We start from the raw sequence: 25,279 nt of genomic DNA, 5'->3' as shown, positions 1-25,279 counted from the left end.
ATAAAAATAATAAAAATCAATCACCTGAATAGTAATCTCACAGGCATGCGTTGAGGACTAACCGGCTTTGATCCCGCTTTGTGTTGCAAATCGCAACACCGCTAAAACCAAAACGCTACAATCCCGCTACACTTTTCCGAGCCCACGAGGTCATTCATGCAGCACAAGGTTTCCGATGCTCTATTGCCCGCTATCGATAACAACCCCCTGCTGAGTGATTCCTGGCTACGCAGCCAGCTCTACGGACTGGATCGTTCGGCCGATGATTTTCCTCGCGTACGTCAGGCCGAGCTGACAGAGCTGGTGGCCAGTAATACTGACCTCCAGCAGTTTGCTCAGCCCGTCATGCACAAGCTGGCCCAGAAGGTGACGCAGATGCAGTCGGTGGTCATTCTGTCTGACGCGGCAGGCCGGGTGCTGCACACCTTTGGCGAGATGCAGGCGATGCAAAAAGCACAGCGTTTCGCCCTTGCCCCCGGCAACATCTGGAGCGAATGTGGCCGTGGCACCAACGCCATTGGTACGGCGCTGGCGATAGACGACGGTTGTGAAATCGAGGGTAATCAACACTTCCTGACCCGCAACCAGGGGCTTTACTGTGCCGCCATGCCGCTGCAAATGCCTAACGGGCAGATTGCGGGGGTACTGGATGTCTCCGGCCCTGCGCATTTTTCCCATGCCCATACGTTTGCCTGGGTCAAACAGGCGGCACGGCAAATTGAGTATCTGTGGGTTAAGCAGAGCCTGCATCCCCAACAATGGCTGATGAGCCTGCACAGCAACGCACACCGGCTAGACAGCCCGGATGAGCTGCTGCTGGTGTTTTCAGACAACGTGCTGACTGCCGCAAATCGGCTGGCCCTGCGTGGGCTTGGCCTGCACGCCGAACAGCTTGGCGTCATCACATTTCAGCAGCTGTTTCCTCACGGCGATCTGCGGGCCACCGCACTGCCAACGCCGGTGATGATCGGACCCCAGCCTTATTATTTTCGTCTGCGTGCGCCCACCCGAACCCGCTTCAGCGTAGCAGCAGGCCCTGCGCGTCCGCTGCCTTTCTCACTGCAACATGAGGGAGATAAAATGGTGCGGCTGCTGAATGCCGGCGTTTCATTGTGCATTCGCGGGGAAACCGGCAGCGGAAAAGAGTACGTCAGCCGCGCGTTACATCAGCAAAGCCGCTGGCGGGAAGGAAAGTTTGTGGCGATTAACTGCGCCGCGATTCCGGAATCCTTGATCGAATCTGAACTCTTTGGCTACCAGCCGGGGGCATTTACCGGTGCCAGCAAAAATGGCTACATCGGTAAAATCCGTGAGGCCGATGGCGGCGTCCTGTTTCTGGATGAGATCGGAGATATGCCACTGGCGCTGCAAACCCGGCTCTTACGCGTGCTACAGGAAAAAGAGGTCGCGCCGCTGGGATCCAGTCAGAGCTGGCCGGTTAACCTGGCCGTGATCAGCGCGACACATCGGGATCTGGCGCAACGCGTCGCACAGGGCGACTTCCGCGAGGATCTCCTGTACCGGCTGCAGGAATTTTCATTCACGATCCCGCCGCTGCGTGACTGGTCTTCTCTTCCGGCGTTTATCACGCAACTCTGGGACGCGCTGGGCGGCGGCGCGCGTCAGATCGGCCTGTCTTCCGAAGTGCTGGCGACATTAACGCGCTATCCCTGGCCGGGCAACGTGCGCCAGCTACGCAGCCTGATGAAAGTCTTGCTGGCGCTGGCGGAAGATGGCGATAGCGTGGAGATCACGCATTTACCTGAGGAGTACCGCAACGGCAACGCCGCGGCATCACCCGCGCGCCAGCAGCATGACGATCGTCTGATAAAAGCGACGTTGCAGCAGTTTAACGGCAACATCAGCAAAACGGCGCAGGCGCTCGGCGTTGCGCGCAGCACGCTGTATCGCCGCGCTGCACGCGAGAAGTGAGCTTAATCGCGGAAGTTTTTAAACTGGAATGGCTGGCCCAGATTTCCCCCGCGCACCAGCGCCATCGCCCCCTGCAGATCGTCACGTGACTTACCAGTGACGCGCAGGGATTCACCCTGAATCTGGGTCTGCACTTTCAGCTTGCTGTCTTTGATCAGCTTCACCAGCTTCTTCGCCACATCGGCTTCAATGCCTTTTTTCATTTTGGCATCCAGGCTCCAGCTCTTGCCGCTGTGCTCAATTTCTTCCGGCACGTCCAGGGCCGCGCCTTCAATGCCGCGCTTAAGCATTTTTTCACGCAGAATATCGACCAGTTGCTTTACCTGAAAGTCAGATTCACTGATGACTTTAATGGTTTCATTTTTTTCATTGAGTTCGTAACTGGCGGTGACGTTACGAAAATCGAAACGGGTGGACAGTTCGCGGTTAGCGTTATCTACCGCATTGCGAACTTCCTGCATGTCGACTTCTGAAACGATATCGAAAGATGGCATCTCTTCTTCTCCTGAGGCTAAACTGGCATGCATAATACGCGTCTTAGGCCACTAAATAAAATCACGCTGTGCAGCGCTATACTTAACCCATTGTCACAGCGCATAAATAATACGCCCGCGAGCGGGAGGCAGCATGAAAATAACAGTATTAGGATGCGGCGCGCTAGGCCAGGTCTGGCTTACCGCCCTTGCCCATTCTGGACATGATGTACAGGGATGGCTGCGTGTTCCCCAGCCCTACTGTTCAGCCAACGTGATTGATCCTCTGGGTCGCGTGTCGAACCGGACCTTTATTGCCAACGATCCGCTGTTTCTGGCCCAGAGTCAGCTGCTGCTGGTCACGCTGAAAGCCCCCCAGGTTTCGACAGCCGTTAAAAATCTGGAGAGCGTGATGGCGGAAAACTGTCCCGTGCTGCTGCTGCATAACGGAATGGGGACGCTGGGGGAATTAAAGGGCCTGCGACAGCCGCTGTTGCGCGGCATTACCACGCACGCCGCCATGCGGGACGGAACGGTGATTAAACATGTCGCCAGCGGCGTCACGCATATTGGTCCCGGCAACCGTAAAAGCGAAGGCTGGAGCGCGATTGCCGACGTTCTACATGATGCACTGCCCGACGTCGCCTGGCATGACAATATCCGGGCCGCCTGCTGGCGCAAACTGGCGGTTAACTGCGTAATAAACCCGCTGAGCGTGGAGCACGACTGTCAAAACGGCGCGCTCCGCCAGTACAGCCGTGAAATACAAACTCTGTGCGATGAAATCAGTTGGGTGATGGAACGAGAAGGCCAGTCCGTTGACAGCCAGAGTCTGCAGGATCAGGTATTCGATGTGATAGAAACGACGGCGGCGAATACGTCGTCAATGCTGCAGGATATTCGCGCACAGCGGCTGACGGAGATTGAATACATCACCGGTTTCCTGCTGCGCCGGGCACGCACCCACGGCTTCGTGTTGACAGAAAACACGCGCCTGTATGACATGATTAAACGCAAGGAGTCTTTTTATGGGCGCGAACGCCTCAGTACTGGTCTGTCTGGCTCATGGCAGTGAAGAAATCGAAGCGGTCACCACGCTGGATCTGCTGGTACGTGGCGGGATAAAAACGGTTACCGCCAGCGTGGAAAGCGACGGCAGCCGTGAAATCCTCTGCTCGCGCGGGGTCCGCCTGCTGGCCGATGTCCCGCTGGTCGAGGTCGCGGATAACGCCTACGATGCCATTGTACTGCCCGGCGGATTGAAAGGCGCCGAGACGTTTCGCGACAGTCCGCTGCTGGTGGAAACCGTGCGGCAGTTTCATCTGACCGGGCGTATTGTTGCCGCCATCTGCGCCGCGCCTGGCACGGTGCTGGTGCCGCATAACCTGTTTCCCGTGGGAAACATGACGGGTTTCCCCGGTTTGAAATCCACCATACCGGATGATAAATGGATGGAGCGGCGCGTGGTGTGGGATCCGCGCGTCAATCTGTTAACCAGCCAGGGGCCGGGCACCGCGATGGATTTTGCTCTGAAGTTAATCGATCTGTTAGTCGGCAGTGATAAAGCGCGGGAGGTTGCCGCTCAACTGGTGATGGCGCCCGGCATTTACGATTACCAGGCCAGTTAAGATTCGGCGTCTGAAAAGCGGTACAGGTAGCACTGTGCCCGCTTCCCGGTCGGGTGCGCGGGCACAGCGTACGTTTTAAGGGCGGTAAACTTTGACGTTTTTAAAGCCCTGCTCATGCAGATACAGCGCCTGAAGTTTACTCATCACGCCGCGATCGCAGTACAACAGCCAGGTTTTATTCTGATCGAGGTCGCCAAACTGGGTGCTGAGTTTGTAGAAAGGCATCGACTTCACCTCTGTTCCCACCAACTCAAGCGGTTTGTCTTCCTGCTCATCCACCGAACGGATATCCAGTACGCTGTCGTTTTCGTTCAGCAAGCCGACCGTTTCAACCTCGACCACTTCGTCCTGCGTTTGCTCGGCAATTTCGCGGATATCCACGTTGGTCGCTTCGGCCACCATGCGTTCCAGAATCGAGAAGTCAAAATGGCTTTCTTCAGCGTCGATTTTGCCCTTCACCGCTTTGACGGTTGGGCTTTTGGAAATCACACCGCAATATTCCGGCATGGTACTGGCAAAATCTTCGGTGCCGATCTCACGCGCGACCTTGATGATGTGCTCTTTATCATGGGAGATCAGCGGACGCAGAATCAGCGTGTCCGATGCATTGTCGATCAAACGCAGGTTGGTCAGGGTCTGACTGGAAACCTGTCCAAGCGCTTCACCGGTCACCAGCGCCTGAACGCCATAGCGTTCAGCGACCATCGACGCGGCGCGAACCATCATGCGCTTCAGTACCACGCCCATCTGGCCATCGTCGACTTTTTCTAAAATTTCGCCCACGACCGGTTCGAAGTTTATCGCGACAAAACGGACCCGATGCGAACGACCGAAACGGTTCCAGATATAATGCGCCACCTGACGCACGCCGATTTCGTGTGCGGCACCGCCAAGATTAAAGAAGCAGTAATGCACCCGGCAGCCGCGACGCATCAGCATGTAGCTCGACACGCCAGAGTCAAAGCCGCCCGAGATTAGCGACAGCACATCTTCCTGCGTGCCAATCGGGAAACCGCCCAGCCCCTCATAGCGCGCGGTCACCAGCGTTAAGCGGTTCTCTTCCACTTCGAGATTGACCGTCACCTCTGGCTTTTTAAGCTGCACCGTGGCGCTCTCGATGTGCTGATTCAGGCCACCGCCGACGTAGCGTTCCACATCCTGCGAACTAAAGCTGTGTTTGCCCCGGCGCTTAACACGCACGCAAAACGTTTTGTTTTCAAGAGCATCGCGGTACTGCGCCAGCGTCTGCTCAAAAATATGATGAATATCGGTATATTCACGCTCTTCCACCGCAAGGACATGGTGGATACCGGGAATGCGCATGAGCTCATCAGGAATAACCGTGCGCATGGCTTCATCTTTGCAGCGCACTTCAATATGATCCCAGTAACGGACGACCGCGATCTCGTCGCTGACGGTTTTAAGCACGTTGCGAATATTGCTGGCAAGAATCTTAATAAAGCGCAGGCGCACCGACTGACTCTTGATGGTGATTTCGGGAAATAACTTGACGATAAACTTCATGGCGATACAGCTTCGTTGGGCAAATAAGTGCTAAAACAGGCTGCACTTAGCTGGTAAGATCATAAAATTGCGGGCTGCCAGGCGCATCCGCATCCGAGGCGCGGAAGTATATCACCTTTACCTGGTGACTGCTTCTGCAACAGCATGCACATTGATTATTTTGCTAATCATTCTCTCTCAGCTACCATGACCGATTGCATGATAACGTTCCAACCGTGAGTCGATCCTAACTATGCCGAAAAAAGCCGAACAGCCAGCCAGCTTTGAAACGTCATTGCAGCAGCTGGAACAGATTGTCAGTCGTCTGGAAAGTGGTGAACTGCCGTTGGAAGAGGCCCTCAATGAATTTGAGCGCGGCGTGCAGCTGGCACGCAATGGCCAACAGACGCTGCAACAGGCCGAGCAGCGCGTTCGTATTTTACTCAGCGATGATAAAGACGCCGACCTCTCCTCTTTTACGCCGGAAAACAACTAATGGATTTTCCTGAACTGCTCGACGCTTATCACAGGCAGGTGAATCGTGCGTTGACGGGCTTATTAGACGCCCTGCCTTTTCAGAGTTCTCCTCTGGTGAATGCCATGCAATATGGGGCATTATTAGGCGGCAAACGCCTGCGCCCGTTTCTGGTCTACGCCACCGGCGAGATGCTTCACGCCGACAAAGCGAGTCTGGATGCGCCCGCTGCAGCAGTTGAGTGTATTCATGCCTATTCACTGATTCATGACGATCTTCCTGCCATGGACGATGACGCTCTGCGTCGTGGGCAACCGACCTGCCATATTAAATATGGTGAAGATACCGCCATCCTTGCAGGCGATGCGCTGCAAACGCTGGCATTTTCTATCCTTGCCGACCAGCCCATGCCGGGCGTGAGCGCGGAATATCGGCTGGCCATGTTGTCAGAACTGGCAAAAGCCAGCGGCGTCGCGGGGATGTGCGGCGGCCAGGCACTGGATCTGGCGGCGGAAGGTCAGTCGGTGGGGCTTGCTCAACTTGAACAAATTCATCGTCATAAAACCGGTGCGTTGATCCGCGCGGCCGTTCGGCTTGGCGCGTTTGCCGCTGGCGAAAAAGGCCGCGAGGCGCTTCCGTATCTTGATCGCTATGCAGACGCTATCGGTCTGGCTTTTCAGGTGCAGGATGACATCCTGGATGTGACGGGTGACACAGCTGTCATCGGAAAACGCCAGGGTGCCGATCAAGATCTTGGAAAAAGCACCTATCCTTCACTGATGGGTCTGGATGATGCCCGCACTAAGGCACTGGATTTATATCAGGAAGCCGTCGATGCTTTGCACATGCTCTCTGCCAAATCCTATAACACCACAGCCTTGAAGGCGCTGGCGAGCTTCGTAATTGAACGCGATAAATAACTTCCATGATGAGTCACTGATGAGTTTTGATATTACAAAATACCCGACACTGGCGCAGGCAGAAACGGTTCAGGCGCTGCGAGCCCTGCCAAAAGAGAAATTGCCTGCGCTCTGCAACGAGCTGCGCCAGTATTTATTAGACAGCGTGAGCCGCTCAAGCGGCCATTTTGCGTCGGGCCTGGGCGTGGTCGAGCTGACCGTGGCGCTGCATTACGTCTATAACACGCCGTTCGATCACCTGGTGTGGGACGTCGGTCATCAGGCTTATCCGCATAAAATTTTAACGGGACGCCGCGATCGCATTGGCTCTATTCGCCAAAAGAACGGCGTGCATCCGTTTCCCTGGCGCGGCGAGAGTGAATACGATGTGCTGAGCGTGGGCCACTCTTCGACCTCCATCAGTGCCGGACTGGGCATGGCTGCGGCTGCCGAACGTGAAGGCAAAGGCCGCCGCACGGTCTGCGTTATCGGTGATGGTGCCATTACTGCGGGCATGGCGTTTGAAGCCATGAACCATGCAGGCGATATCAAATCGGATATGCTCGTGATTCTGAATGACAATGAAATGTCGATTTCAGAGAACGTCGGGGCGCTGAACAACCGGCTGGCGCAGATCCTCTCGGGCAAAACCTATGCGCGTCTGCGTGAAGGCGGCAAGCGTGTTCTGACCGGCCTGCCGCCGATTAAAGAATTAGTGAAGCGTACCGAAGAGCATCTCAAAGGCATGGTCGTGCCCGGAACCCTGTTTGAAGAGCTGGGTTTTAACTATATCGGCCCGGTGGACGGCCATGATGTGCTGACGCTGGTAAATACGCTGAGTAATATGCGCAGCCTGAAAGGGCCACAGTTCCTGCATATTATGACCAAAAAGGGCAAAGGTTACGCGCCGGCAGAACAGGATCCTATTACCTGGCATGCTGTGCCGAAATTTGACGTCGCCAGCGGTGAGCTGCCAAAAAGCGCCGAAGGTTTGCCGAGCTATTCCAAAATTTTCGGCAACTGGCTGTGTGAGATGGCCGCTCACGATACGAAGCTGATGGCGATTACGCCTGCCATGCGTGAAGGTTCAGGCATGGTCGGTTTCTCTCGCAAATACCCCAACCAGTATTTTGACGTTGCCATTGCCGAACAGCACGCGGTGACCTTCGCCGCTGGCCTGGCGATTGGGGGCTACAAACCGGTGGTGGCCATCTACTCCACCTTCCTGCAGCGCGCCTACGATCAGGTCATCCACGACGTGGCAATTCAGAAACTGCCGGTGTTGTTTGCCATCGATCGCGGCGGCATCGTCGGCGCTGACGGGCAGACGCACCAGGGCGCGTTCGATCTCGCCTATCTGCGTTGCGTGCCGGACATGGTGATTATGACACCAAGCGACGAGAATGAATGTCGCCAGATGCTGTATACCGGTTATCACTATCAGGATGGCCCGGCCGCAGTACGTTATCCGCGCGGTACCGGTACCGGTGCTGCGCTGACACCGCTGCAAAGCCTGCCGCTGGGTAAAGGCGTGGTAAAACGTCAGGGCGAAAAACTGGCCATCCTCAACTTCGGTACGCTGTTGCCGGAAGCGAGCAAGGTGGCGGAAGCGCTGAACGCAACGCTTGTGGACATGCGCTTCGTGAAACCGCTGGATACGTCACTGATCGCCGAACTGGCGGCCAGTCATGAGTCCCTGATTACGCTGGAAGAAGGCGCGATTAAAGGCGGCGCAGGCAGCGGCGTGAATGAGTTTGTCATGGCTAAACGCCTGGGCGTGCCCGTGCTGAATATCGGCCTGCCTGATGAGTTTATTCCGCCTGGTACTCAGGAAGAAATGCGCCACGACTACCAACTGGACATTGACGGTATTCAACAGCAGATCAGCCGCTGGCTGGCGCAGTAGGTCCCCTGCCCGCGCACTGTGGAGCGCGTCATTCCTGCTATGCTTAATCCCCTGGGTTAGACATAGCAGGAGTCTTCATGAAAACTATTCAATTAGCGAACACTGACTTAACGGTTTCCCGGCTTTGCCTGGGTTGTATGACCTTTGGAGAACCCGATCGCGGCAAGCACGCCTGGACACTCCCGGAAGAGAGCAGCCGTCCGCTCATCCAGCAGGCGCTGGAAGCAGGGATCAATTTTTTTGATACCGCGAACAGTTATTCTGACGGCAGCAGCGAGGAGATTGTGGGCCGGGCGCTCAAAGATTTTGCCCGACGTGATGAGGTGGTCGTTGCCACCAAAGTTTTCTTTCCCATGAGCAATCTCTCGCAGGGCTTATCTCGCCAGAACATTCTGCAATCTATCGACGACAGCCTGCAACGGCTGGATATGGAGTATGTCGATCTTCTGCAAATTCATCGCTGGGACTATGACACCCCGCTGGAAGAGACGCTGGAAGCCCTTGACGCAGTGGTGAAGTCTGGTAAAGCGCGCTACATCGGCGCCTCCTCAATGCATAGCCACCAGTTTGCTCAGGCCTTAGCCCTGCAGGACCAACAGGGCTGGGCACGCTTTGTCAGCATGCAGGATCAGTACAACCTGATTCAACGTGAAGAAGAGCGGGAGATGCACCCTTTGTGTCTGCGGGAAAACATTGCGGTATTGCCCTGGAGCCCCCTGGCACGCGGCAAACTGACCCGCCCCTGGGGAGAAACCACCGCACGATCCGTATCGGATGACGTCATTCCCTCGCTCTATGCCACAACCGAGGAGAACGACGCGATGATAGCCGAGCGCCTGGCACAGGTTGCGGCGGACAAAGGCGTGACGCGTGCGCAGGTGGCGCTGGCATGGTTACTCAGCAAACCCGCCGTCACCGCCCCGATCATCGGTGCTTCGCGCGCCGGGCAGTTTGCCGAGCTGGCTAACGCCGTCAACGTGGAACTGACCGGGGACGAGATCGCTCATCTGGAAGAGGCCTATCAACCGCACCCGGCAACGGGTTATCAGTAAGCGGGTTGTGAAGCGTTTTGCATGCGGCGCTATGCGCTGTCCGACAGGCAAAGCGGCAGACCGTTCCCGCAGGGGAACGGTCATCATGCTGAAGGACGAAATGAGGGAGAACAGGCGGGGTTTTTCGCTGTACAGGCCCGGTGTGGCAAGCTTAAGCGGCCAAAAAGACGCCCGTCGCGTACAGCATCGCCGCCGCGATAATACCGGCGATAATATCATCTACCATGATGCCCATACCGCCATGCACGTTACGATCGAACCAGCGAATCGGCCAGGGTTTCCAGATATCCAGCACGCGGAACAGAACAAAACCACTCACCACCCATTGCCAGCTGTTGACCGGAATCGCCATCAGGGTAATCCACATCCCGATAAACTCATCCCAGACAATGCTGCCGTGGTCATGCACGCCCATATCCTTGGCGGTGCGATGGCAAAGGTAAACGCCCACACTAATGCCCAGCAAGACCACCAGCGAGTAGAGATCATGGGGGAGCAAGGTCATGAGCCACCAAAACGGAATGGCGGCCAGCGATCCTACCGTTCCGGGCATAAACGGGCTCAGGCCGCTGCCGAAGCCGGTCGCCAGCAAATGCCAGGGATTGCGCAGGCGCAGGCGGCTTTTCGCAAGGGTTTTATCTGAGGTCAAAATGGTCGAATCCTTTATGACGGAATTCCGTGGGTTTACCGTTTTCCAGCAGTGACAGCCCTTCTGACTCCGGTGCCATCTGGCCAATGCAGGTATAAGGCACGCCAAGATGCCCCAGCGCCACATCCAGCGCGCCACGATTGACTTCCGGCACGCTAAAGCACAGCTCGTAATCTTCTCCGCCGCTGAGCGCCCAGCGCAGCACCTGTTCGGCATCAAAGTTTTCACGCAGTGCAGAAGAGAGCGGCAGCGCATCCAGATTCAACCGTGCACCACAGCCGCTGGCTTTCAGTACATGGCCAAGATCGGAGATGAGTCCATCCGATAAATCAATGGCGGATGACGCCAGGGAACGCAGCGACTGTCCCTGTAAAATGCGCGGCATTGGGCGCAGGTGGCGCTTGATCAGGGCTTCGTGTATCGCCGGATCGTCAATGCGGCAGTGATGCTGTAATAACGCCAGCCCGGCAGCGCTGTCGCCCAGCGTACCGGTCACGTAGATCCAGTCACCCGGCCTGGCGCCCGAGCGTTTCAGCGCCTTGCCGTGGGGAATCAAGCCATGAATCCCCAACGTGAGGCTGAGGGGGCCACGCGTGGTATCGCCGCCCACCAGCTGCATGTCGTAGTATTCCAGCAGGTCAAACAGGCTTTCGCTAAAGCTGCTGAGCCAGGTTTCATTCACGTCAGGCAAGGTCATGGCCAGCGTCAGCCAGGCAGGATCGGCTCCCATCGCGGCCAAATCGCTCAGGTTTACCGCCAGAGATTTATACGCTAAATCCGCAGGATGGATGGAAGACAGGAAATGGACGCCGGAAACCAGCGTATCGGTGCTGACCGCCAGCGTCTGTTTTTCGGGCACGCTAAGCAACGCGCAATCGTCGCCAATGCCGAGTTCGACATCACGGCGGCTACGCGTTCTGCGATTGAAGTAGCGTGCGATGAGTTCAAATTCACCACATGACATAATTGCGTTCCGCTTAACCATTAATGAAAAAGGCCGGCAAGCCGGCCTTATTGATTATTTGCGTTGGGGTCTGATTTGTGGACCGGCTTTATCCAGTACACCGTTGACAAATTTATGGCTGTCTTCGGCACCAAACACTTTCGCCAGCTCAATACCTTCGTTGATGGCCACTTTATAGGGCACATCAGAACGCTTGCTCAATTCATACAGCGAAATACGCAGAATGGCTTTTTCAACCTGTCCCAGCTCTTCGAGCTGACGCGACAGATACGGCTTCATCAGGCCATCCAGGTACGCGCTGTTGGTCGCCACACCGGACAGCAGTTCGCGGAAATAGGTAATGTCGACGTCTTTGACGTCTTGTTCCGCCAGAAACTGGTATTCCACATCGGCAATGTCGTTGTTGGACAACTGCCAGGAGTAAAGCGCCTGGACAGCGCACTCACGGGCGCGACGACGAGCAGCAGGTTTCACAAAATTCCCCTTACAAAAATCAGGCTTTAATGGCTTTCAATACGTTGATCATTTCAAGCGCGGTCAGGGCCGCTTCGGCACCTTTATTACCCGCTTTCGTTCCAGCACGCTCAATGGCCTGCTCGATATTTTCAGTCGTCAGTACGCCAAATGCCACCGGAATATCACTGTCCATGGCAACGCTGGCAATACCGGAGCTGGCTTCACCTGCGACATATTCGAAGTGAGCAGTGCCACCACGAATTACGGTACCCAGCGCGATCACGGCGTCGTACTTGCCGGTTTTGGTCAGCGCACGGGCTGCCAGCGGCAGTTCATAAGCGCCTGGAACCCAGACGACGGTGATATTGTCATCGCTGACCTGGCCAATGCGCTTCAGGGCATCAACCGCGCCGTCTAACAGGCTGTCATTGATAAAGTTGTTAAAACGCGCGATAACGATGGCAATGTTTGCCTCAGGCGTTGCAACGGCAGCTTCGATAACTTTCATACATATCCTTTCAGGGGTTTGTTTGGCCCCGCGCAGGGGGGCGGATTCTAACATACTCTTTGGCGGCGTGCTCTCGCTTTTCCGCCTCCGTTATTGCGGTGTCAGCGTCAGGCGCACATCATCGCCGACCTGACGGATATCGCGAAAGGCAAAGACCGGCGCATCGGCCAACTGCGTTAACCCCGCAAGCTGGCACAGGCCACGCGCGTCATTGCCCAGTAATTTCGGCGCAACATACACAATCAGCTCATCCACCAGCCCGGCCTGAATGAGCGCGCCCGCGAGCGTCGCACCGGCTTCCACCCAGACGCTGTTAATCTGCCGCTGGCCCAGCACCATCATCAGCGCCACTAAATCCAGCTGGCTGTCGCGCAGTGGAACAGGAATCTGCGTCACCGTTTCCGGCCAGTGCCGATCGTCGACCTGCTGGCGCATCAGCCAGGTTTCGCCTAATTGTTCAATAAGTTTGTGGTCCGGCGTTACGCGATTCTGGCTATCGACGATCACTCTCACCGGCTGACGCAGCTCGGCTTCATCCACCAGGCGCTGACTTTCGCTGTCCAGTTCTGACCAGCGCACCGTTAACGAGGGATTATCCGCCAGTACGGTTGCACTGCTGCTGAGGATGGCGGAACTCTGGGCGCGCAGCCGCTGCACGTCGCGCCGGGCCGCCGGCGAGGTGATCCACTGGCTTTCCCCACTTGCCATGGCGGTGCGGCCGTCCAGCGAGGCACCCAGTTTTAACTGTATCCAGGGAAAGCCGGTACGCATGCGTTTCAGAAAACCACGGTTCAGGGCTTCCGCTTCCTGCATCATCAGCCCGTGGCTGACCTCAATGCCCGCCTGATGCAGGCGGTGTAATCCCCGTCCGGCTACCTGCGGATTGGGATCCTGCATGGCCGCCACCACGCGGGTTACACCTGCGGCAATTAATGCATCACAACAGGGCGGCGTGCGCCCGTGGTGACTGCAGGGTTCCAGCGTCACATAGGCGGTTGCGCCACGTGCGCGGTCCCCCGCCATACGTAACGCGTGCACTTCCGCATGCGGTTCCCCGGCGCGCTGATGCCAGCCTTCCCCAACAATCTGACCGTCACGCACAATGACGCAGCCTACATTGGGATTGGGTGTGGTGGTAAAACGGCCGCGGCGCGCCAACTCCAGCGCGCGCGCCATATAGCGTTCATCGGTCATGATTTAATCCTGTAATCTGGCAATCTCTTCGCCAAAATCACGCACGTCCTCAAAGCTGCGGTAAACAGAAGCAAAGCGGATATAAGCTACCTTATCGAGCTTCTTCAGCTCGTCCATCACCAGGTTGCCAATCAGCTTGCTGGGGATTTCACGTTCTCCTGTCGCCCGCAGTTGGGTTTTAATATGGCTTACCGCACTCTCAACGGCATCCGCACTAACCGGACGCTTCTCCAGCGCTTTCATCATGCCGCTGGCCAGCTTGTCTTCATTGAAAGGCTCACGCACGTCGTTGCTTTTCACCACGCGCGGCATCACCAGTTCAGCCACTTCAAACGTAGTGAAACGCTCATGGCACACCAGACATTGACGACGGCGCCGCACTGACGAACCCTCACTAACCAGACGAGAATCAATCACTTTAGTGTCTACAGCGGAGCAGAATGGGCAATGCATGACGTTTCCTGACACGAGATAAATGGGTTATACAGTGTAGCGCGAACTGCAGGTCAACAAAATCGATTCCCGTGCTTTCCCCTGCCTGCCTCACAGCCTGAGCGGGCAACAGGCCAGCGACGTTAAACAGCACGACACTTACAGAGCCGCAGGCGGGATGTGGTGAGCAGACCGCCAGCCTCCCTCACCAGAGACACCGGCACACAAGCAGGAACGCGTGAACGGGCCGTAACAGCTTCAGCGCATTACGGCAGCAGCCTTTGCCTGAGCGGGACAACGGGAGAAGGCTGACTCGGCTCCCCTGCCGTTCAGACAATTCCGTTAACGAACAAACCGCCGTCTGGCCGCTCAGGACAGGCTTGACGACATCGCTAACCTGGAAGATAACGTGCTGTTGGCCCTTTCAGGTTACCCAGGCGAAACCGGACAGAGCCATGCCATGAATATTAATGAAACACAGAAGCCACACCGGATAACCTTCACCCGGACAGTTTCTGGCCATTTCTTTATAACGGATAAGGATAAATAATGATCAGGATGGTTTGGGCCCCCGCCGCCCTCTCACTGATGCTGTTGAGCGGTTGCAGCACAACGGCCGGGCAGCCACAGGTTAAACAACTTCATCAGGAAGTTAGTCAGTTGAACCAGCAGATGCAGCGGCTTACCAGCCAGGCAAGCGCGGTGGAGATTCAGGGGCAGCTTAACGGACATTCGCAGCAGGGTGCCTGGTTATTACCTCAGGCCAATACGCCCGTTGAATTACAAACCCAGGCCGGCACGCTTCGCTTGTCTTTATCGCGTGTTGAGGCTGAAGCCAACGGCTCACGCGCTAACCTGACCCTACAGACGCGGGATAATACGCCGCTGCCGGGGCTGGAGGCTACCGTAGTCTGGGGCCAGCTCGATCCCGCGACCGGTAAACCGCTTGAGGCCGACAGCCTGACGCAAACCATCCGGATTCCCGCCTCGCTGACGCCACGCAGTTCGGTCATTGTGCCGTTGCGCCTGGGCGGTATTACGCCGGACCAGCTTGGCTATGTGCGGATTCATCAGGTACTGGCCAAAACGGCTGTACCCACACCATAAAGACAAAAAAAAGCCGCCAGTTGTCTGAACTGGCGGCTTTTTTATCATGCAACGATTACGGCAGGATTGAAGGCTGATCTGCGCCCTCTTTCTCCACTTTCTGTACCAGCATGTGTTCGCGTTTCATGCCCAGCTTCAACGCCAGCGCTGAAGAGACGTAGATCGACGAAATCGTACCAATGGTGACACCGATCAGCATGGTCAGCGAGAAGCCTTTCAGCAGCGCACCACCAAAGATGAACAGGATCAGGATCATCGCCAGCGTCGTCAGCGAGGTGATCAAGGTACGGCTCAACGTCTGGGTCAGGGACACGTTGGTAATGTCGTAAGAAGAGCCGCGACGAATTTTGCGGAAGTTCTCACGAATACGGTCCGAAACCACGATTTTATCGTTAAGCGAGTAACCGATAACCGACATCAGCGAGGCCACGATGGTGAGGTCGACTTCAACCCGGAACAGCGACAGCAGTCCACAGGTGATGATCACGTCGTGCGCCAGCGCCAGCACCGTACCCAGCGCCAGGCGCCACTCAAAGCGAATACCGATGTAGATCAGAATCGCAATCAGTGCCGACAGCAGAGCCAACGCTCCGGCCTGCGCCAGATCGCTACCCACGCTCGGTCCAACAAACTCGATACGTTTTACCGTGGCGTTTTGCTGGGTGGTCTGGTTGATCACCGTGACTACTTTGTTGCCTAACTCTGTGCCTGCAGGCCCCGTGACAGGCGGCATACGCACCATCACGTCGCGGCTGCTACCAAAGTTCTGGATCAGCGGCTCCTGAAAGCCCGCCTTGACCAGCTCGGCACGGATCGTGTCGAGGTCAGCGGGTTTTTCCAGGTTGATCTCAATCACCGTACCGCCGGTGAAATCGAGACCCCAGTTAAAACCACGTACGCCAACAATGGCAATCGAGATGATGATTAACAGTCCCGAAATGATAAATGCCAGCGTATCCCAGCGCATAAAGTCGACGACTTTACGGCCATGGTTTAACTGCTCAATGTTATATTCCTGTGCCACAACGCACTCCTCAGATAGACAGCTTTTTGATGCGCTTGCCACCGTACATCAGGTTAATGATGGCGCGGGTACCGACAATCGATGTGAACATTGAGGTCGCAATACCAATAGCCGTTGTAATCGCAAAGCCCTTAATGGAACCCGTACCGATCGCATACAGAATCACCACTTTGATCAGGGTGGTGACGTTAGCATCGACAATACTGGAGAAGGCGCCTTTGTAGCCCTCATGAATTGCCTGCTGCACGCTACGCCCGTTACGCAGTTCTTCTTTAATACGCTCGTTGATCAGTACGTTGGCATCGACCGCCACCGCCAGCGTCAGCACGATACCGGCAATGCCAGGCATCGTCAGCGTGGCGCCCGGCAGCAGTGACATGATACCGACAATCAGTACCAGGTTTGCCAGCAGTGCGCTGGTGGCAATCAGGCCCACCTTTTTGTAGTACAGCACCATAAACAGGATAGAGGCGACCAGGCCCCACAGGCAGGCTTCCAGACCCTGAGTAATGTTCTGCTGCCCCATCGTTGGACCAATAGTCCGCTCTTCCACAATCTGGATAGGCGCAATCAGCGCACCGGCACGCAGCAGGAGCGACAGCTGACGTGCTTCGTTCGGGTTGCTGATACCGGTGATGCGGAAGCTGTTACCCAGGCGAGACTGGATATTGGCGACGTTGATCACCTCTTCCTGTTTCACCAGAATGGCACGACCGTTAGCATCTTTCTTGCCGCTGTCTTTGTACTCCACAAACAGGGTCGCCATCGGCTTACCGATGTTGTCCTTGGTGAAGTTAGACATGATATTACCGCCCGCGCCGTCCAGTGAAATGTTCACCTGAGGCTGGTTGTACTCATCCATGCTGGATGTGGAATCGGTAATGTGGTCACCGGTCAGGATCACGCGTTTATAGAGCACCACAGGGCGTCCATCACGCATGTCTTTCACTTCAGAATCACCCGGTACACGGCCGCTGGCGGCGGCGGTAGGATCCACGCTGGTGTTAACCAGACGGAATTCCAGCGTCGCCGTCGCACCTAAAATTTCTTTGGCGCGCGCGGTGTCCTGAATACCTGGCAGTTCAACCACGATGCGGTCAGAACCCTGACGCTGTACCAGCGGTTCTGCAACACCCAGTTGGTTTACACGGTTACGCAGGATAGTAATGTTCTGCTGAACCGCATATTCACGTGCTTCGCTGAGGCGGGCATCGGTCATGGTGGCGCGCAGTGCATCATCGCCACTGCTGTTAATGACGAGATCCTGATGACGCGAGGATAGCCACTTAACCGCAGCATCGCGGCTGGCTGCGTCACGGAAACGAATTTCCACGCCGTAGTTAGCAATCTTGTTGACGTTGGTATAAGGGATATTCTTTTCGCGCAGGTCGCTGCGCAGGCTGTCAGCATTCTGCTCTTGCAGTTTGCTCAGGGCAGTGTCCATATCCACTTCCATCAGGAAGTGCACACCACCACGCAGATCGAGGCCAAGCTTCATGGGCTGTGCCGCCAGCAGCGTCAGCCAGCGCGGCGTGGCCGGTGCAAGGTTAAGCGCGACCACATAGTTTTCGCCCAGCGCTTTCATGATCGCTTCGCGGGCACGCAGTTGCACATCCGTATTGGCAAAACGCGCGGTAATCGCGCCATTTTCCAGCGCAACAGACTTACTTTGAATATTGTCTTGTTTTAATACGTTCTGAATTTGATCCAACGTTTGCTCACTGGCGGCGCTTCCGCGCGCGCCAGTGATCTGAACAGCCGGATCCTCACCATAAAGGTTGGGAAGTGCATACACCAGGCCAATGACAAGCACCACGACCAGCATTATGTACTTCCACAAAGGATAACGATTTAACACGGCAGTTCCCTTAGGGAAGTAAAAATTACAGCGCCTTCATAGAACCTTTCGGCAGGACGGCAGCCACGAAATCACGTTTAATAACCACTTCAGTAGTGTCGTTCAGCGCAATCGCAATGTAGCCGGTTTCTGCCACTTTGGTTACGCGACCCACCAGGCCACCATTCGTCAGGACTTCATCACCTTTGGAGATAGAATCCATCAGCTTCTTATGCTCTTTTGCACGCTTCTGCTGCGGGCGCAGGATCATGAAGTAAAAGATCAGGCCGAAGACGACCAGCATGATCACCAGAGAATACGGACTTCCCTGAGACGGTGCGCCTGCTGCAGCCACAGCGTCAGAAATGAAAAAGCTCATTAAATTTCCCTCATTGATGAATTATCAGACGTTAAAGGCGGAACCGCTTTGCCCGTCCGTTGGTAGAACTCGCTAACAAAGCGCTCTAATTTACCCTCTTCGATAGCCTGGCGTAAACCCGCCATCAGACGCTGGTAGTAGCGCAGGTTATGAATCGTGTTGAGACGCGCGCCCAGTATTTCGTTACAGCGATCAAGATGATGCAAGTACGCGCGGCTGTAATTGCGACAGGTGTAACAATCGCACTCTGCATCCAGCGGCGAAACATCATCTTTATGCTTGGCATTGCGAATTTTTACCACGCCATCGGTCACAAATAAGTGGCCATTGCGCGCATTGCGCGTTGGCATGACGCAGTCAAACATATCCACGCCGCGACGTACGCCCTCGACCAGATCCTCAGGTTTACCCACGCCCATCAGGTAACGCGGTTTATCCGCTGGGATCTGCGGGCAAACATGCTCAAGAATACGGTGCATATCCTCTTTCGGTTCACCGACCGCCAGGCCGCCCACAGCGTACCCATCAAAGCCGATCTCTACCAGACCTTTCACAGAGACATCACGTAAATCTTCGTAAACCGAACCCTGAATAATGCCAAACAGCGCATTTTTGTTACCCAAGCTGTCAAAACGGTCGCGACTGCGTTGTGCCCAGCGCAGAGACATCTCCATGGAGCGCTTGGCATAATCCCAGTCCGCCGGGTACGGCGTGCACTCATCAAAGATCATCACGATGTCCGATCCCAGGTCGTACTGGATCTCCATCGATTTTTCCGGATCGAGGAAGATAGAATCGCCGTTGATCGGGTTGCGGAAATGGACGCCGGCTTCGGTGATCTTACGAATATCGCCCAGGCTGAAGACCTGGAAGCCGCCGGAATCGGTCAGAATAGGGCCTTTCCACTGCATAAAATCATGCAAATCGCCGTGCAGCTTCATGATTTCCTGGCCGGGACGCAGCCAGAGGTGGAAGGTGTTGCCCAAAATAATTTGCGCGCCGGTTTCCTGCACTTCTTCCGGCGTCATGCCCTTCACGGTGCCATAGGTGCCCACGGGCATAAAGGCCGGGGTTTCCACCACGCCACGATCGAAAATCAGACGGCCGCGACGCGCGCGACCGTCTGTGGTATCAAGCTCAAATTTCACAAAACCTCCATTGGAGAGACAGTCCAATGTTCAAAGTAAACAGATCAGGCGCCCACTTTTTCCAGCGGCGCCTGGGGGTTTTTGCTGATAAACATCGCGTCGCCGTAGCTGAAGAAACGGTATTCTTCCGCCACCGCCGCACGATAAGCAGCCATCGTGTGCTGATAACCGGCAAAGGCCGAGACCAGCATGATCAACGTCGATTCGGGCAAGTGGAAATTGGTGATCAGCGCATCAATTACCTGATACTCATAGCCCGGATAGATAAAGATTTGGGTGTCATCAAAGAATGGCGCAATCAGCGCATCCTGACTGGCTTTGGCTGCGCTTTCCAGCGAGCGTACCGAGGTGGTGCCTACCGCCACCACCTTGTTGCCGCGCGTTTTGCAGGCCAGCACCGCATCCACCACCTCCTGCGGCACTTCCGCATATTCGGCGTGCATATGGTGCTCTTCAATCGTCTCTACGCGTACCGGCTGGAACGTCCCTGCCCCAACGTGCAAGGTGACAAAAGCCATCTCAACGCCTTTGTCTTTTAGCGCCTGAATTAAGGGTTCGTCAAAGTGCAGGCCGGCGGTCGGTGCCGCCACGGCGCCAGGGCGCGCGCTGTAGACCGTCTGGTAAAGCTCGCGATCCGCTTCTTCATCCGGGCGGTCAATGTACGGCGGCAGCGGCATATGGCCTACGCTGTTGAGAATGTCCAGCACGGCACGATCGTCTTCGAATGCAATCTCGAACAGCGCATCGTGACGCGCGACCATCGTGGCTTTCACGCTCTCATCGTCGCCCAGCAGCAATTCTGCGCCTGGCTTCGGCGCTTTGGACGCCCGAACGTGTGCCAGCACGCGCTTGTCATCAAGCATGCGCTCGACCAGCATTTCAATTTTGCCGCCGCTTGCTTTACGCCCGAACACCCGGGCCGGGATCACGCGCGTGTTGTTAAACACCAGCAGATCGCCAGGCTGAAGCTTGTCCAGTACATCGGTAAAAACGCCATGGGCCAGCGCCCCGCTCGGGCCGTCCAGCGACAGCAAGCGACAACCGCTACGCTGCGCCTGAGGGTAATGGGCGATAAGGGATTCGGGCAATTCAAAAGCAAAATCGGCGACACGCATGAAAGACTTCTTACTCAGAAAAACAGGCGGCACAGTTTAGCGGAAAATCGAACAATTCTGAACAACTGGCTGCGCAAAGCGAGTTGCGCTTATAATAGCGCATGAATTTTCTTGCTCATCTTCACTTAGCCCATCTTGCAGACAGCTCACTCCTCGGCAATCTGATGGCGGATTTTGTTCGCGGTGCGCCGCATCAACACTGGCCCAAACCGGTGGCCGACGGCATTCTGATGCATCGCCGGCTTGATGTCATGACCGATGCCCTGCCGGAAGTGCGTGAGGCACGCCAGCTTTTTCGGGCAGAAACCTACCGCGTTGCGCCCATTACGCTGGATGTCGTTTGGGACCATTTTCTGGCGCGTCACTGGGATCGCTTCCATCAGGCGCACTCGCTACAACAATTTTCGGCCCACGCCGAAAGCGAAATTGTTCCGCAGCTGGCTGCCACACCCGACGAATTTAAAGCGCTCAATGCCGTAATGTGGCGTGAACGCTGGTTCGAACATTACGCCGACCCGGAACGTCTCGAACGGGTACTGAATGGCATGGCGAGCCGTCGCCCCAGGCTGGCCGCCCTGCGCGACTCTTATCACGATTTTACGGCGCATTACTCCGCGTTTGAGGCCTGCTTTTTTCAGTTTTATCCGCGTCTGATGCAGCTGGCAGCCGATCAACAGTTGTAACCTTCCCCTGACGGCGTCAGGTTTGTGAGCGCATTTCATCGCACCACAAACCTGTAACGCTGAAAAAGCGCGCAGTCAGTAGCACGGCCGTATTGCCATTGGTTCCGGTCTGCGGCTTAATAAGTCTTGCTTAACTATGATTCACGATGCTCTCACTGTCAGACCGCCTGTTCAGGCGCTTCCTTTATCCGATATGTTTTAAAAATCATAAGAGGGAAACATGTCATCCGCTTCGCATTCTGAGATTGACGCGCGCTATCATTACGCCTGCGAAATCGCCCGTGCGGCCGCAAGCCGCGCCTGGTCATGGTATCAACAGCGTCAAAAACTGGTGGTGGAACATAAGAGGGACCTTCAGGATGTGGTCAGTGACGCTGACCGCAACGTTGAAGAATTAATTAAGTCACTGATTTCGGAGCGCTATCCTGATGATGCCGTTCTGGGAGAAGAGAGCGGCGGTGACACTCAGGGTGCCCGTATTGTATGGGTGATCGATCCCATCGATGGCACCGCCTGTTTTGTGAACGGGTTGCATAACTGGTGCGTATCGCTGGCAATTGTTTGCGACGGTGAGCCCGTCGTGGGCGTGATTTGCGATCCCAATCATCACGAACTGTTTCATGCCCGCAAAGGCAGTGGTGCCTGGCTCAACGATACCCGACTTGAGGTGCATAAAGCCCAACAGCTTAATGAGGGCCTGCTGGGAATCAGTAATTCCAGTCGGATTCCCGGAGAGCACGTGACGCAGCTCATCGATGCCCTGCTCAGGCAAGGCGGGATGTTTATTCGCATCGGCTCCGGCGCGTTAACCAGTGCCTGGGCCGCTGCAGGTCGCTTGATTGGCTATTATGAAGCGCATATGCATCCGTGGGACGGCCTGCCGGGCATCGTATTGATGCGCGAGGCCGGTGGGGTGACTAACGATTATATGCGCAACGACGGACTGAAAAAGGGCAATCCTGTTTTGCTGGCGAATGCGGTAATCTATCCGCAAATTAAAGCGCTGCTCGCCACGCACGAAATTGAGGATTGATGATGTCTGCCTACCTGCCCCGACATTGGTTTATGCTCTGCACTTTTTGGCTCCTGGCGGGGCCGCTGTACGCCGCCCCCGAGTACCAACTTGAGAAAGTCGTGGAGCTGAGCCGACACGGGGTACGTCCGCCGACGCCGGGTAACCGCACAGAGATTGAAGCGGCAAGCCAGCAGCCGTGGTACGTCTGGAGCACGGCGGACGGCGAACTGACGGGCCATGGCTACAGCGCGGTCGTCAATAAGGCCCGCTGGGAAGGCGACCACTATCGCCAGTTGGGTTTACTTAACGCAGGTTGCCCTGACGCGAAGGCGATCTATGTCCGTGCCAGCCCGCTGCAGCGCACGCGGGCGACTGCCGAGGCGTTGGTGGATGGCGCGTTTCCCGGCTGTGGCGTGGCGATTCATACCGTTGCCGGCGACATCGATCCTCTCTTTCAAACCGAGAAACTGCCCTTTGCCCATACCGATCCCCAACGTGAACGAGAGGCAAAACGTGACGCGGCCGGGGATTTAGCGCAGCGTCAGCAGCAGCTTCAGCCCGCGATCACGCTGCTTAAACAGTCGGTATGCCGGCCCGGCAGCGATTGCCCCTTTTTCGATCGTCCGTGGGCGTTGAAACAGACGAAAAGCGGAAGCGTCTATGTTGAGGGCCTTAGCGCCATGGCCGCCATGGTCGAGACGTTGCGTTTGGGCTACAGCGAGAACCTCCCTTTCGCGAAACTGGCATGGGGACACATCACCTCTGCCCGGCAGATCACCGCTCTGCTTCCTCTGCTCACCACTAATTATGATCTCAGCAATGACGTGCTCTATATGGCACAACGTCACGGTTCCCTGCTGCTGTCCCAGATGCTTGAGGCCATTAAAGGTAACGACCCTGACGTGCGCTGGCTGCTTCTGGTGGCACATGACACCAACATTGCGATGGTGCGCCGCTTAATGGGATTTGAATGGCAACTGCCTGGTTATACGCGGGGCAATATCCCCCCTGGCAGCAGTCTGGTACTGGAACGCTGGCGCGACAGTAAGACGCATCAGCGCTTCCTGCGCCTCTATTTTCAGGCACAAAGTCTGGACGGCCTGCGTCAGTTACAACCCGTGAACGACAGCCATCCGCTTTTACGTCAGGAGTGGCGGCAGCCCGGATGTCAAATCACCGCAGTCGGGACGCTGTGCCCGTTGCAGGCTGCCCTGACGCAGTTGGGTAAACACCTGGATAACGACGCGATGGCTCCGGTCAGCATGATCTTGCCGCCTTCGGGCTAATGAACCCAGACAGGCCGGGCGTTTACGCTGATGCGCGCGCTGGCATTTGTCTTATTTTACGGCAACTTATTTAACGGGGATGCATTTTGCATTAGCATGATTTTGTCAATCATCCCTCTGTTTGTTTCACTTGCCCTGTCCCGTTTCGGCGAGTCATTTCGCCGATTTTATTTTGTGTTGCCGGTCATTATTGGCTGTCCCAACCCCGCACATATCGGGACCGGGACAGCAAGCGTGGGTTATTTGCGCACCAGCTTATAGCCCAGCAACAGCACCACGATCCATACCATCCCGACATACAGCGAAACGCGGGTATCCGGGAAATAGCCGATCAGGCCAATGATGAAACATAAAAACGCCACGCCTGCGCCTGCCGTCCAGCTTCCACCGGGCAAGGCAAAGGTTAACGTCCGGGCGGCCGCTTTGCCGATCTTGCGTCGAAACGCCATCTGCGACAGCAGAATCATGATCCAGACCCAAACGGTGGCAAAGGTCGCCAGCGAGGCGATAACCAGAAAGACTTTTTCTGGCATCAGGTAGTTGAGATACACCGCAATCAACATGGCGAACATCATCACCACCACCGTCACCCAGGGAATACCGCGTTTAGAGACCTTCATAAACATTTTGGGTGCATGGCCCTGCTGAGCCATGCCGTGCAACATACGCCCCACGCCGAAGACATCGCTGTTTATCGCCGACAGCGAGGCGGTCAGCACAACAAAATTCAGGATGGACGCGGCGGCGGCAATGCCCAGATGCTGGAACGTCAGAACAAACGGGCTGCCGTTAGTGCCGACCTGATTCCACGGGTAAATGGACATGATGACAAACAGCGTGCCCACGTAAAACACCAGGATACGCATCGGAACCGAGTTGATAGCGCGTGGGATAGAGGTTGCCGGATCTTTGGCCTCACCCGCCGTAATACCGATGATTTCAATGCCGCCGTAGGCAAACATCACCATCTGCAGCGACAGCAACATCCCAACGATACCGTGGGCAAAAAAGCCGCCATTGGTCCACAGGTTATGGATACCGGTCGGTTGGCCGCCGTTGCCAATCCCCCAGACGATCATGCCAAACCCGGCCAGAATCATCACAATAATGGTCGCGACCTTAAAGAAAGAGAACCAGAACTCCACCTCACCAAACACCTTCACGCTCATCAGATTGACCGCGCCGATGATCAGCACCACGCTCAGCACCCAGATCCAGTGCGGCACCTCCGGAAACCAGACGCCCATATAGATCCCGAACGCGGTGACATCGGCAATGGCCACGATCAAAATTTCAAAGCAGTAGGTCCAGCCGGTGATGTAACCCGCCATTGGCCCGAGATAATCCTGCGCATAGCGGGAAAAAGAGCTGGCCTGAGGGTTATTGACCGACATCTCCCCCAGCGCGCGCATGATGATGTACGCCACCGCACCGCCAATAATATAGGCCAGCAGCACGCTGGGGCCCGCCATTTTGATGGCGTCCGCCGAGCCGTAGAACAGCCCGGTGCCGATCGCCGATCCCAGCGCCATAAAACGGATGTGGCGCGTGCTCAGTCCGCGTTTGAGCTTGTTGGTTTCTTGCATAACAACCTGTACCTGTGAAATGAAAAAA

The 25,279-nt window shown here is 55.9% G+C and carries 25 protein-coding genes; 11 read left to right on the top strand and 14 right to left on the bottom strand.

Translation table 11 applies throughout. The annotated features are described in order from the left end of the window. The first annotated feature begins 156 nt into the window (after positions 1-156). A complete protein-coding gene (locus NYE92_RS19950) occupies positions 157-1,932 on the top strand; it encodes a sigma-54-dependent Fis family transcriptional regulator (protein ID WP_259019383.1) in 1,776 nt (591 codons plus the stop codon). Positions 1,933-1,934: 2 nt separating this feature from the next. On the opposite strand, the gene NYE92_RS19945 is transcribed toward NYE92_RS19950, so the two are convergent. Beyond that, positions 1,935-2,426: a YajQ family cyclic di-GMP-binding protein gene (locus tag NYE92_RS19945; protein WP_014606447.1), complete on the bottom strand. Its 492-nt coding sequence runs from the start codon at positions 2,424-2,426 to the stop codon at positions 1,935-1,937. A 133-nt stretch (positions 2,427-2,559) separates the two neighbouring features. On the opposite strand from NYE92_RS19945, the gene panE reads away from it, so the two are divergent. After that, positions 2,560-3,480, top strand: a complete 921-nt coding sequence (panE, locus tag NYE92_RS19940; protein WP_013024871.1) for a 2-dehydropantoate 2-reductase — start codon at positions 2,560-2,562, stop codon at positions 3,478-3,480. Continuing rightward, positions 3,434-4,033 (top strand): protein deglycase YajL, encoded by a 600-nt coding sequence (yajL, locus tag NYE92_RS19935; protein WP_013024870.1) that lies wholly within the window; start codon positions 3,434-3,436, stop codon positions 4,031-4,033. The genes panE and yajL overlap by 47 nt, the downstream gene beginning before the upstream one ends. 75 nt (positions 4,034-4,108) lie before the next feature. On the opposite strand, the gene thiI is transcribed toward yajL, so the two are convergent. Continuing rightward, positions 4,109-5,557, bottom strand: coding sequence for a tRNA uracil 4-sulfurtransferase ThiI (thiI, locus tag NYE92_RS19930; protein ID WP_013024869.1), 1,449 nt, complete (start codon positions 5,555-5,557; stop codon positions 4,109-4,111). 232 nt (positions 5,558-5,789) lie between these two features. Between thiI and xseB the strand changes: the two genes are divergently transcribed. From xseB to NYE92_RS19910, 4 genes are all read left to right on the top strand, one after another. Next, positions 5,790-6,032: an exodeoxyribonuclease VII small subunit gene (gene xseB / locus NYE92_RS19925; RefSeq protein ID WP_013024868.1), complete on the top strand. Its 243-nt coding sequence runs from the start codon at positions 5,790-5,792 to the stop codon at positions 6,030-6,032. Next, positions 6,032-6,931 carry a (2E,6E)-farnesyl diphosphate synthase gene (gene ispA / locus NYE92_RS19920; RefSeq protein WP_014593071.1) on the top strand — a complete coding sequence of 300 codons (900 nt, stop codon included), beginning with the start codon at positions 6,032-6,034 and terminating at the stop codon, positions 6,929-6,931. Before xseB ends, ispA begins: the two co-directional genes overlap by 1 nt. A 19-nt stretch (positions 6,932-6,950) precedes the next feature. Continuing rightward, positions 6,951-8,816 (top strand): 1-deoxy-D-xylulose-5-phosphate synthase, encoded by a 1,866-nt coding sequence (dxs, locus tag NYE92_RS19915; RefSeq protein WP_259019382.1) that lies wholly within the window; start codon positions 6,951-6,953, stop codon positions 8,814-8,816. A 77-nt stretch (positions 8,817-8,893) separates the two neighbouring features. Next, on the top strand, positions 8,894-9,868 hold the full coding sequence (locus NYE92_RS19910; RefSeq protein ID WP_028714886.1) for an aldo/keto reductase: 975 nt from the start codon (positions 8,894-8,896) through the stop codon (positions 9,866-9,868). 151 nt (positions 9,869-10,019) lie between these two features. Here NYE92_RS19910 and pgpA read toward each other — a convergent pair whose 3' ends face one another. The 6 genes from pgpA to nrdR all read right to left on the bottom strand — a co-directional run bounded on the left by pgpA (position 10,020) and on the right by nrdR (position 14,092). After that, a complete protein-coding gene (pgpA, locus tag NYE92_RS19905) occupies positions 10,020-10,517 on the bottom strand; it encodes a phosphatidylglycerophosphatase A (protein WP_013024863.1) in 498 nt (165 codons plus the stop codon). Continuing rightward, complete coding sequence (gene thiL, locus NYE92_RS19900; protein ID WP_014606449.1) at positions 10,504-11,481, bottom strand: thiamine-phosphate kinase; 978 nt, start codon at positions 11,479-11,481, stop codon at positions 10,504-10,506. The genes pgpA and thiL overlap by 14 nt, the downstream gene beginning before the upstream one ends. Before the next feature lie 54 nt (positions 11,482-11,535). Then, positions 11,536-11,955 carry a transcription antitermination factor NusB gene (nusB, locus tag NYE92_RS19895; RefSeq protein ID WP_014593065.1) on the bottom strand — a complete coding sequence of 140 codons (420 nt, stop codon included), beginning with the start codon at positions 11,953-11,955 and terminating at the stop codon, positions 11,536-11,538. Between the two features lie 19 nt (positions 11,956-11,974). After that, positions 11,975-12,445: a 6,7-dimethyl-8-ribityllumazine synthase gene (ribE, locus tag NYE92_RS19890; protein WP_014593064.1), complete on the bottom strand. Its 471-nt coding sequence runs from the start codon at positions 12,443-12,445 to the stop codon at positions 11,975-11,977. A gap of 90 nt (positions 12,446-12,535) precedes the next feature. Next, the gene (gene ribD / locus NYE92_RS19885; RefSeq protein ID WP_014593063.1) at positions 12,536-13,639 is read right to left on the bottom strand and encodes a bifunctional diaminohydroxyphosphoribosylaminopyrimidine deaminase/5-amino-6-(5-phosphoribosylamino)uracil reductase RibD; all 1,104 of its coding nucleotides are present in this window, start codon (positions 13,637-13,639) and stop codon (positions 12,536-12,538) included. Positions 13,640-13,642: 3 nt separating this feature from the next. Then, positions 13,643-14,092, bottom strand: a complete 450-nt coding sequence (gene nrdR / locus NYE92_RS19880; protein WP_006117986.1) for a transcriptional regulator NrdR — start codon at positions 14,090-14,092, stop codon at positions 13,643-13,645. A 528-nt stretch (positions 14,093-14,620) separates the two neighbouring features. Here nrdR and NYE92_RS19875 point away from each other — a divergent pair. Further along, positions 14,621-15,178: a DUF3251 domain-containing protein gene (locus NYE92_RS19875; protein WP_013024857.1), complete on the top strand. Its 558-nt coding sequence runs from the start codon at positions 14,621-14,623 to the stop codon at positions 15,176-15,178. A 55-nt stretch (positions 15,179-15,233) separates the two neighbouring features. On the opposite strand, the gene secF is transcribed toward NYE92_RS19875, so the two are convergent. The 5 genes from secF to queA are packed head-to-tail and all read right to left on the bottom strand — an operon-like array spanning position 15,234 to position 20,681. After that, the gene (gene secF / locus NYE92_RS19870; protein ID WP_014606451.1) at positions 15,234-16,202 is read right to left on the bottom strand and encodes a protein translocase subunit SecF; all 969 of its coding nucleotides are present in this window, start codon (positions 16,200-16,202) and stop codon (positions 15,234-15,236) included. 10 nt (positions 16,203-16,212) lie between these two features. Next, positions 16,213-18,060 carry a protein translocase subunit SecD gene (gene secD / locus NYE92_RS19865; protein WP_013024855.1) on the bottom strand — a complete coding sequence of 616 codons (1,848 nt, stop codon included), beginning with the start codon at positions 18,058-18,060 and terminating at the stop codon, positions 16,213-16,215. 25 nt (positions 18,061-18,085) lie between these two features. Continuing rightward, the gene (gene yajC, locus NYE92_RS19860) at positions 18,086-18,418 is read right to left on the bottom strand and encodes a preprotein translocase subunit YajC (RefSeq protein ID WP_006117993.1); all 333 of its coding nucleotides are present in this window, start codon (positions 18,416-18,418) and stop codon (positions 18,086-18,088) included. Then, positions 18,418-19,566: a tRNA guanosine(34) transglycosylase Tgt gene (tgt, locus tag NYE92_RS19855; protein ID WP_013024854.1), complete on the bottom strand. Its 1,149-nt coding sequence runs from the start codon at positions 19,564-19,566 to the stop codon at positions 18,418-18,420. Before tgt ends, yajC begins: the two co-directional genes overlap by 1 nt. A 44-nt stretch (positions 19,567-19,610) precedes the next feature. Further along, entirely contained in the window at positions 19,611-20,681 is a 1,071-nt protein-coding gene (queA, locus tag NYE92_RS19850; protein ID WP_105078685.1) for a tRNA preQ1(34) S-adenosylmethionine ribosyltransferase-isomerase QueA, read from the bottom strand. 101 nt (positions 20,682-20,782) lie between these two features. On the opposite strand from queA, the gene NYE92_RS19845 reads away from it, so the two are divergent. The 3 genes from NYE92_RS19845 to NYE92_RS19835 all read left to right on the top strand — a co-directional run bounded on the left by NYE92_RS19845 (position 20,783) and on the right by NYE92_RS19835 (position 23,665). After that, positions 20,783-21,364, top strand: a complete 582-nt coding sequence (locus NYE92_RS19845) for an ACP phosphodiesterase (protein WP_210449937.1) — start codon at positions 20,783-20,785, stop codon at positions 21,362-21,364. A gap of 220 nt (positions 21,365-21,584) precedes the next feature. After that, complete coding sequence (locus NYE92_RS19840) at positions 21,585-22,397, top strand: inositol monophosphatase (protein WP_022622665.1); 813 nt, start codon at positions 21,585-21,587, stop codon at positions 22,395-22,397. Continuing rightward, entirely contained in the window at positions 22,397-23,665 is a 1,269-nt protein-coding gene (locus tag NYE92_RS19835) for a histidine-type phosphatase (RefSeq protein ID WP_014593057.1), read from the top strand. Before NYE92_RS19840 ends, NYE92_RS19835 begins: the two co-directional genes overlap by 1 nt. A gap of 239 nt (positions 23,666-23,904) precedes the next feature. Here the strand turns inward: NYE92_RS19835 and proY are convergent, their stop codons facing one another. Continuing rightward, on the bottom strand, positions 23,905-25,251 hold the full coding sequence (gene proY / locus NYE92_RS19830) for a proline-specific permease ProY (protein WP_013024849.1): 1,347 nt from the start codon (positions 25,249-25,251) through the stop codon (positions 23,905-23,907). Positions 25,252-25,279: the final 28 nt, after the last annotated feature.

It is taken from the genome of Pantoea sp. B566, assembly GCF_024793925.1.
Classification (GTDB): Bacteria; Pseudomonadota; Gammaproteobacteria; order Enterobacterales; family Enterobacteriaceae; genus Pantoea; species Pantoea ananatis.
Note: the sequence above shows the minus strand (reverse complement) of the source record. Positions and strands in the feature narration are given on the sequence as shown.

Coding starts and splice junctions, on each gene's coding strand:
- NYE92_RS19950 (WP_259019383.1), top strand. CDS start 157: ATGCAGCACAAGGTTTCCGATGCTCTATTGCCCGCTATCGATAACAAC.
- NYE92_RS19945 (WP_014606447.1), bottom strand. CDS start 2,426: ATGCCATCTTTCGATATCGTTTCAGAAGTCGACATGCAGGAAGTTCGC.
- panE (WP_013024871.1), top strand. CDS start 2,560: ATGAAAATAACAGTATTAGGATGCGGCGCGCTAGGCCAGGTCTGGCTT.
- yajL (WP_013024870.1), top strand. CDS start 3,434: ATGGGCGCGAACGCCTCAGTACTGGTCTGTCTGGCTCATGGCAGTGAA.
- thiI (WP_013024869.1), bottom strand. CDS start 5,557: ATGAAGTTTATCGTCAAGTTATTTCCCGAAATCACCATCAAGAGTCAG.
- xseB (WP_013024868.1), top strand. CDS start 5,790: ATGCCGAAAAAAGCCGAACAGCCAGCCAGCTTTGAAACGTCATTGCAG.
- ispA (WP_014593071.1), top strand. CDS start 6,032: ATGGATTTTCCTGAACTGCTCGACGCTTATCACAGGCAGGTGAATCGT.
- dxs (WP_259019382.1), top strand. CDS start 6,951: ATGAGTTTTGATATTACAAAATACCCGACACTGGCGCAGGCAGAAACG.
- NYE92_RS19910 (WP_028714886.1), top strand. CDS start 8,894: ATGAAAACTATTCAATTAGCGAACACTGACTTAACGGTTTCCCGGCTT.
- thiL (WP_014606449.1), bottom strand. CDS start 11,481: ATGTCATGTGGTGAATTTGAACTCATCGCACGCTACTTCAATCGCAGA.
- ribE (WP_014593064.1), bottom strand. CDS start 12,445: ATGAAAGTTATCGAAGCTGCCGTTGCAACGCCTGAGGCAAACATTGCC.
- ribD (WP_014593063.1), bottom strand. CDS start 13,639: ATGACCGATGAACGCTATATGGCGCGCGCGCTGGAGTTGGCGCGCCGC.
- nrdR (WP_006117986.1), bottom strand. CDS start 14,092: ATGCATTGCCCATTCTGCTCCGCTGTAGACACTAAAGTGATTGATTCT.
- NYE92_RS19875 (WP_013024857.1), top strand. CDS start 14,621: ATGATCAGGATGGTTTGGGCCCCCGCCGCCCTCTCACTGATGCTGTTG.
- yajC (WP_006117993.1), bottom strand. CDS start 18,418: ATGAGCTTTTTCATTTCTGACGCTGTGGCTGCAGCAGGCGCACCGTCT.
- queA (WP_105078685.1), bottom strand. CDS start 20,681: ATGCGTGTCGCCGATTTTGCTTTTGAATTGCCCGAATCCCTTATCGCC.
- NYE92_RS19845 (WP_210449937.1), top strand. CDS start 20,783: ATGAATTTTCTTGCTCATCTTCACTTAGCCCATCTTGCAGACAGCTCA.
- NYE92_RS19840 (WP_022622665.1), top strand. CDS start 21,585: ATGTCATCCGCTTCGCATTCTGAGATTGACGCGCGCTATCATTACGCC.
- NYE92_RS19835 (WP_014593057.1), top strand. CDS start 22,397: ATGATGTCTGCCTACCTGCCCCGACATTGGTTTATGCTCTGCACTTTT.
- proY (WP_013024849.1), bottom strand. CDS start 25,251: ATGCAAGAAACCAACAAGCTCAAACGCGGACTGAGCACGCGCCACATC.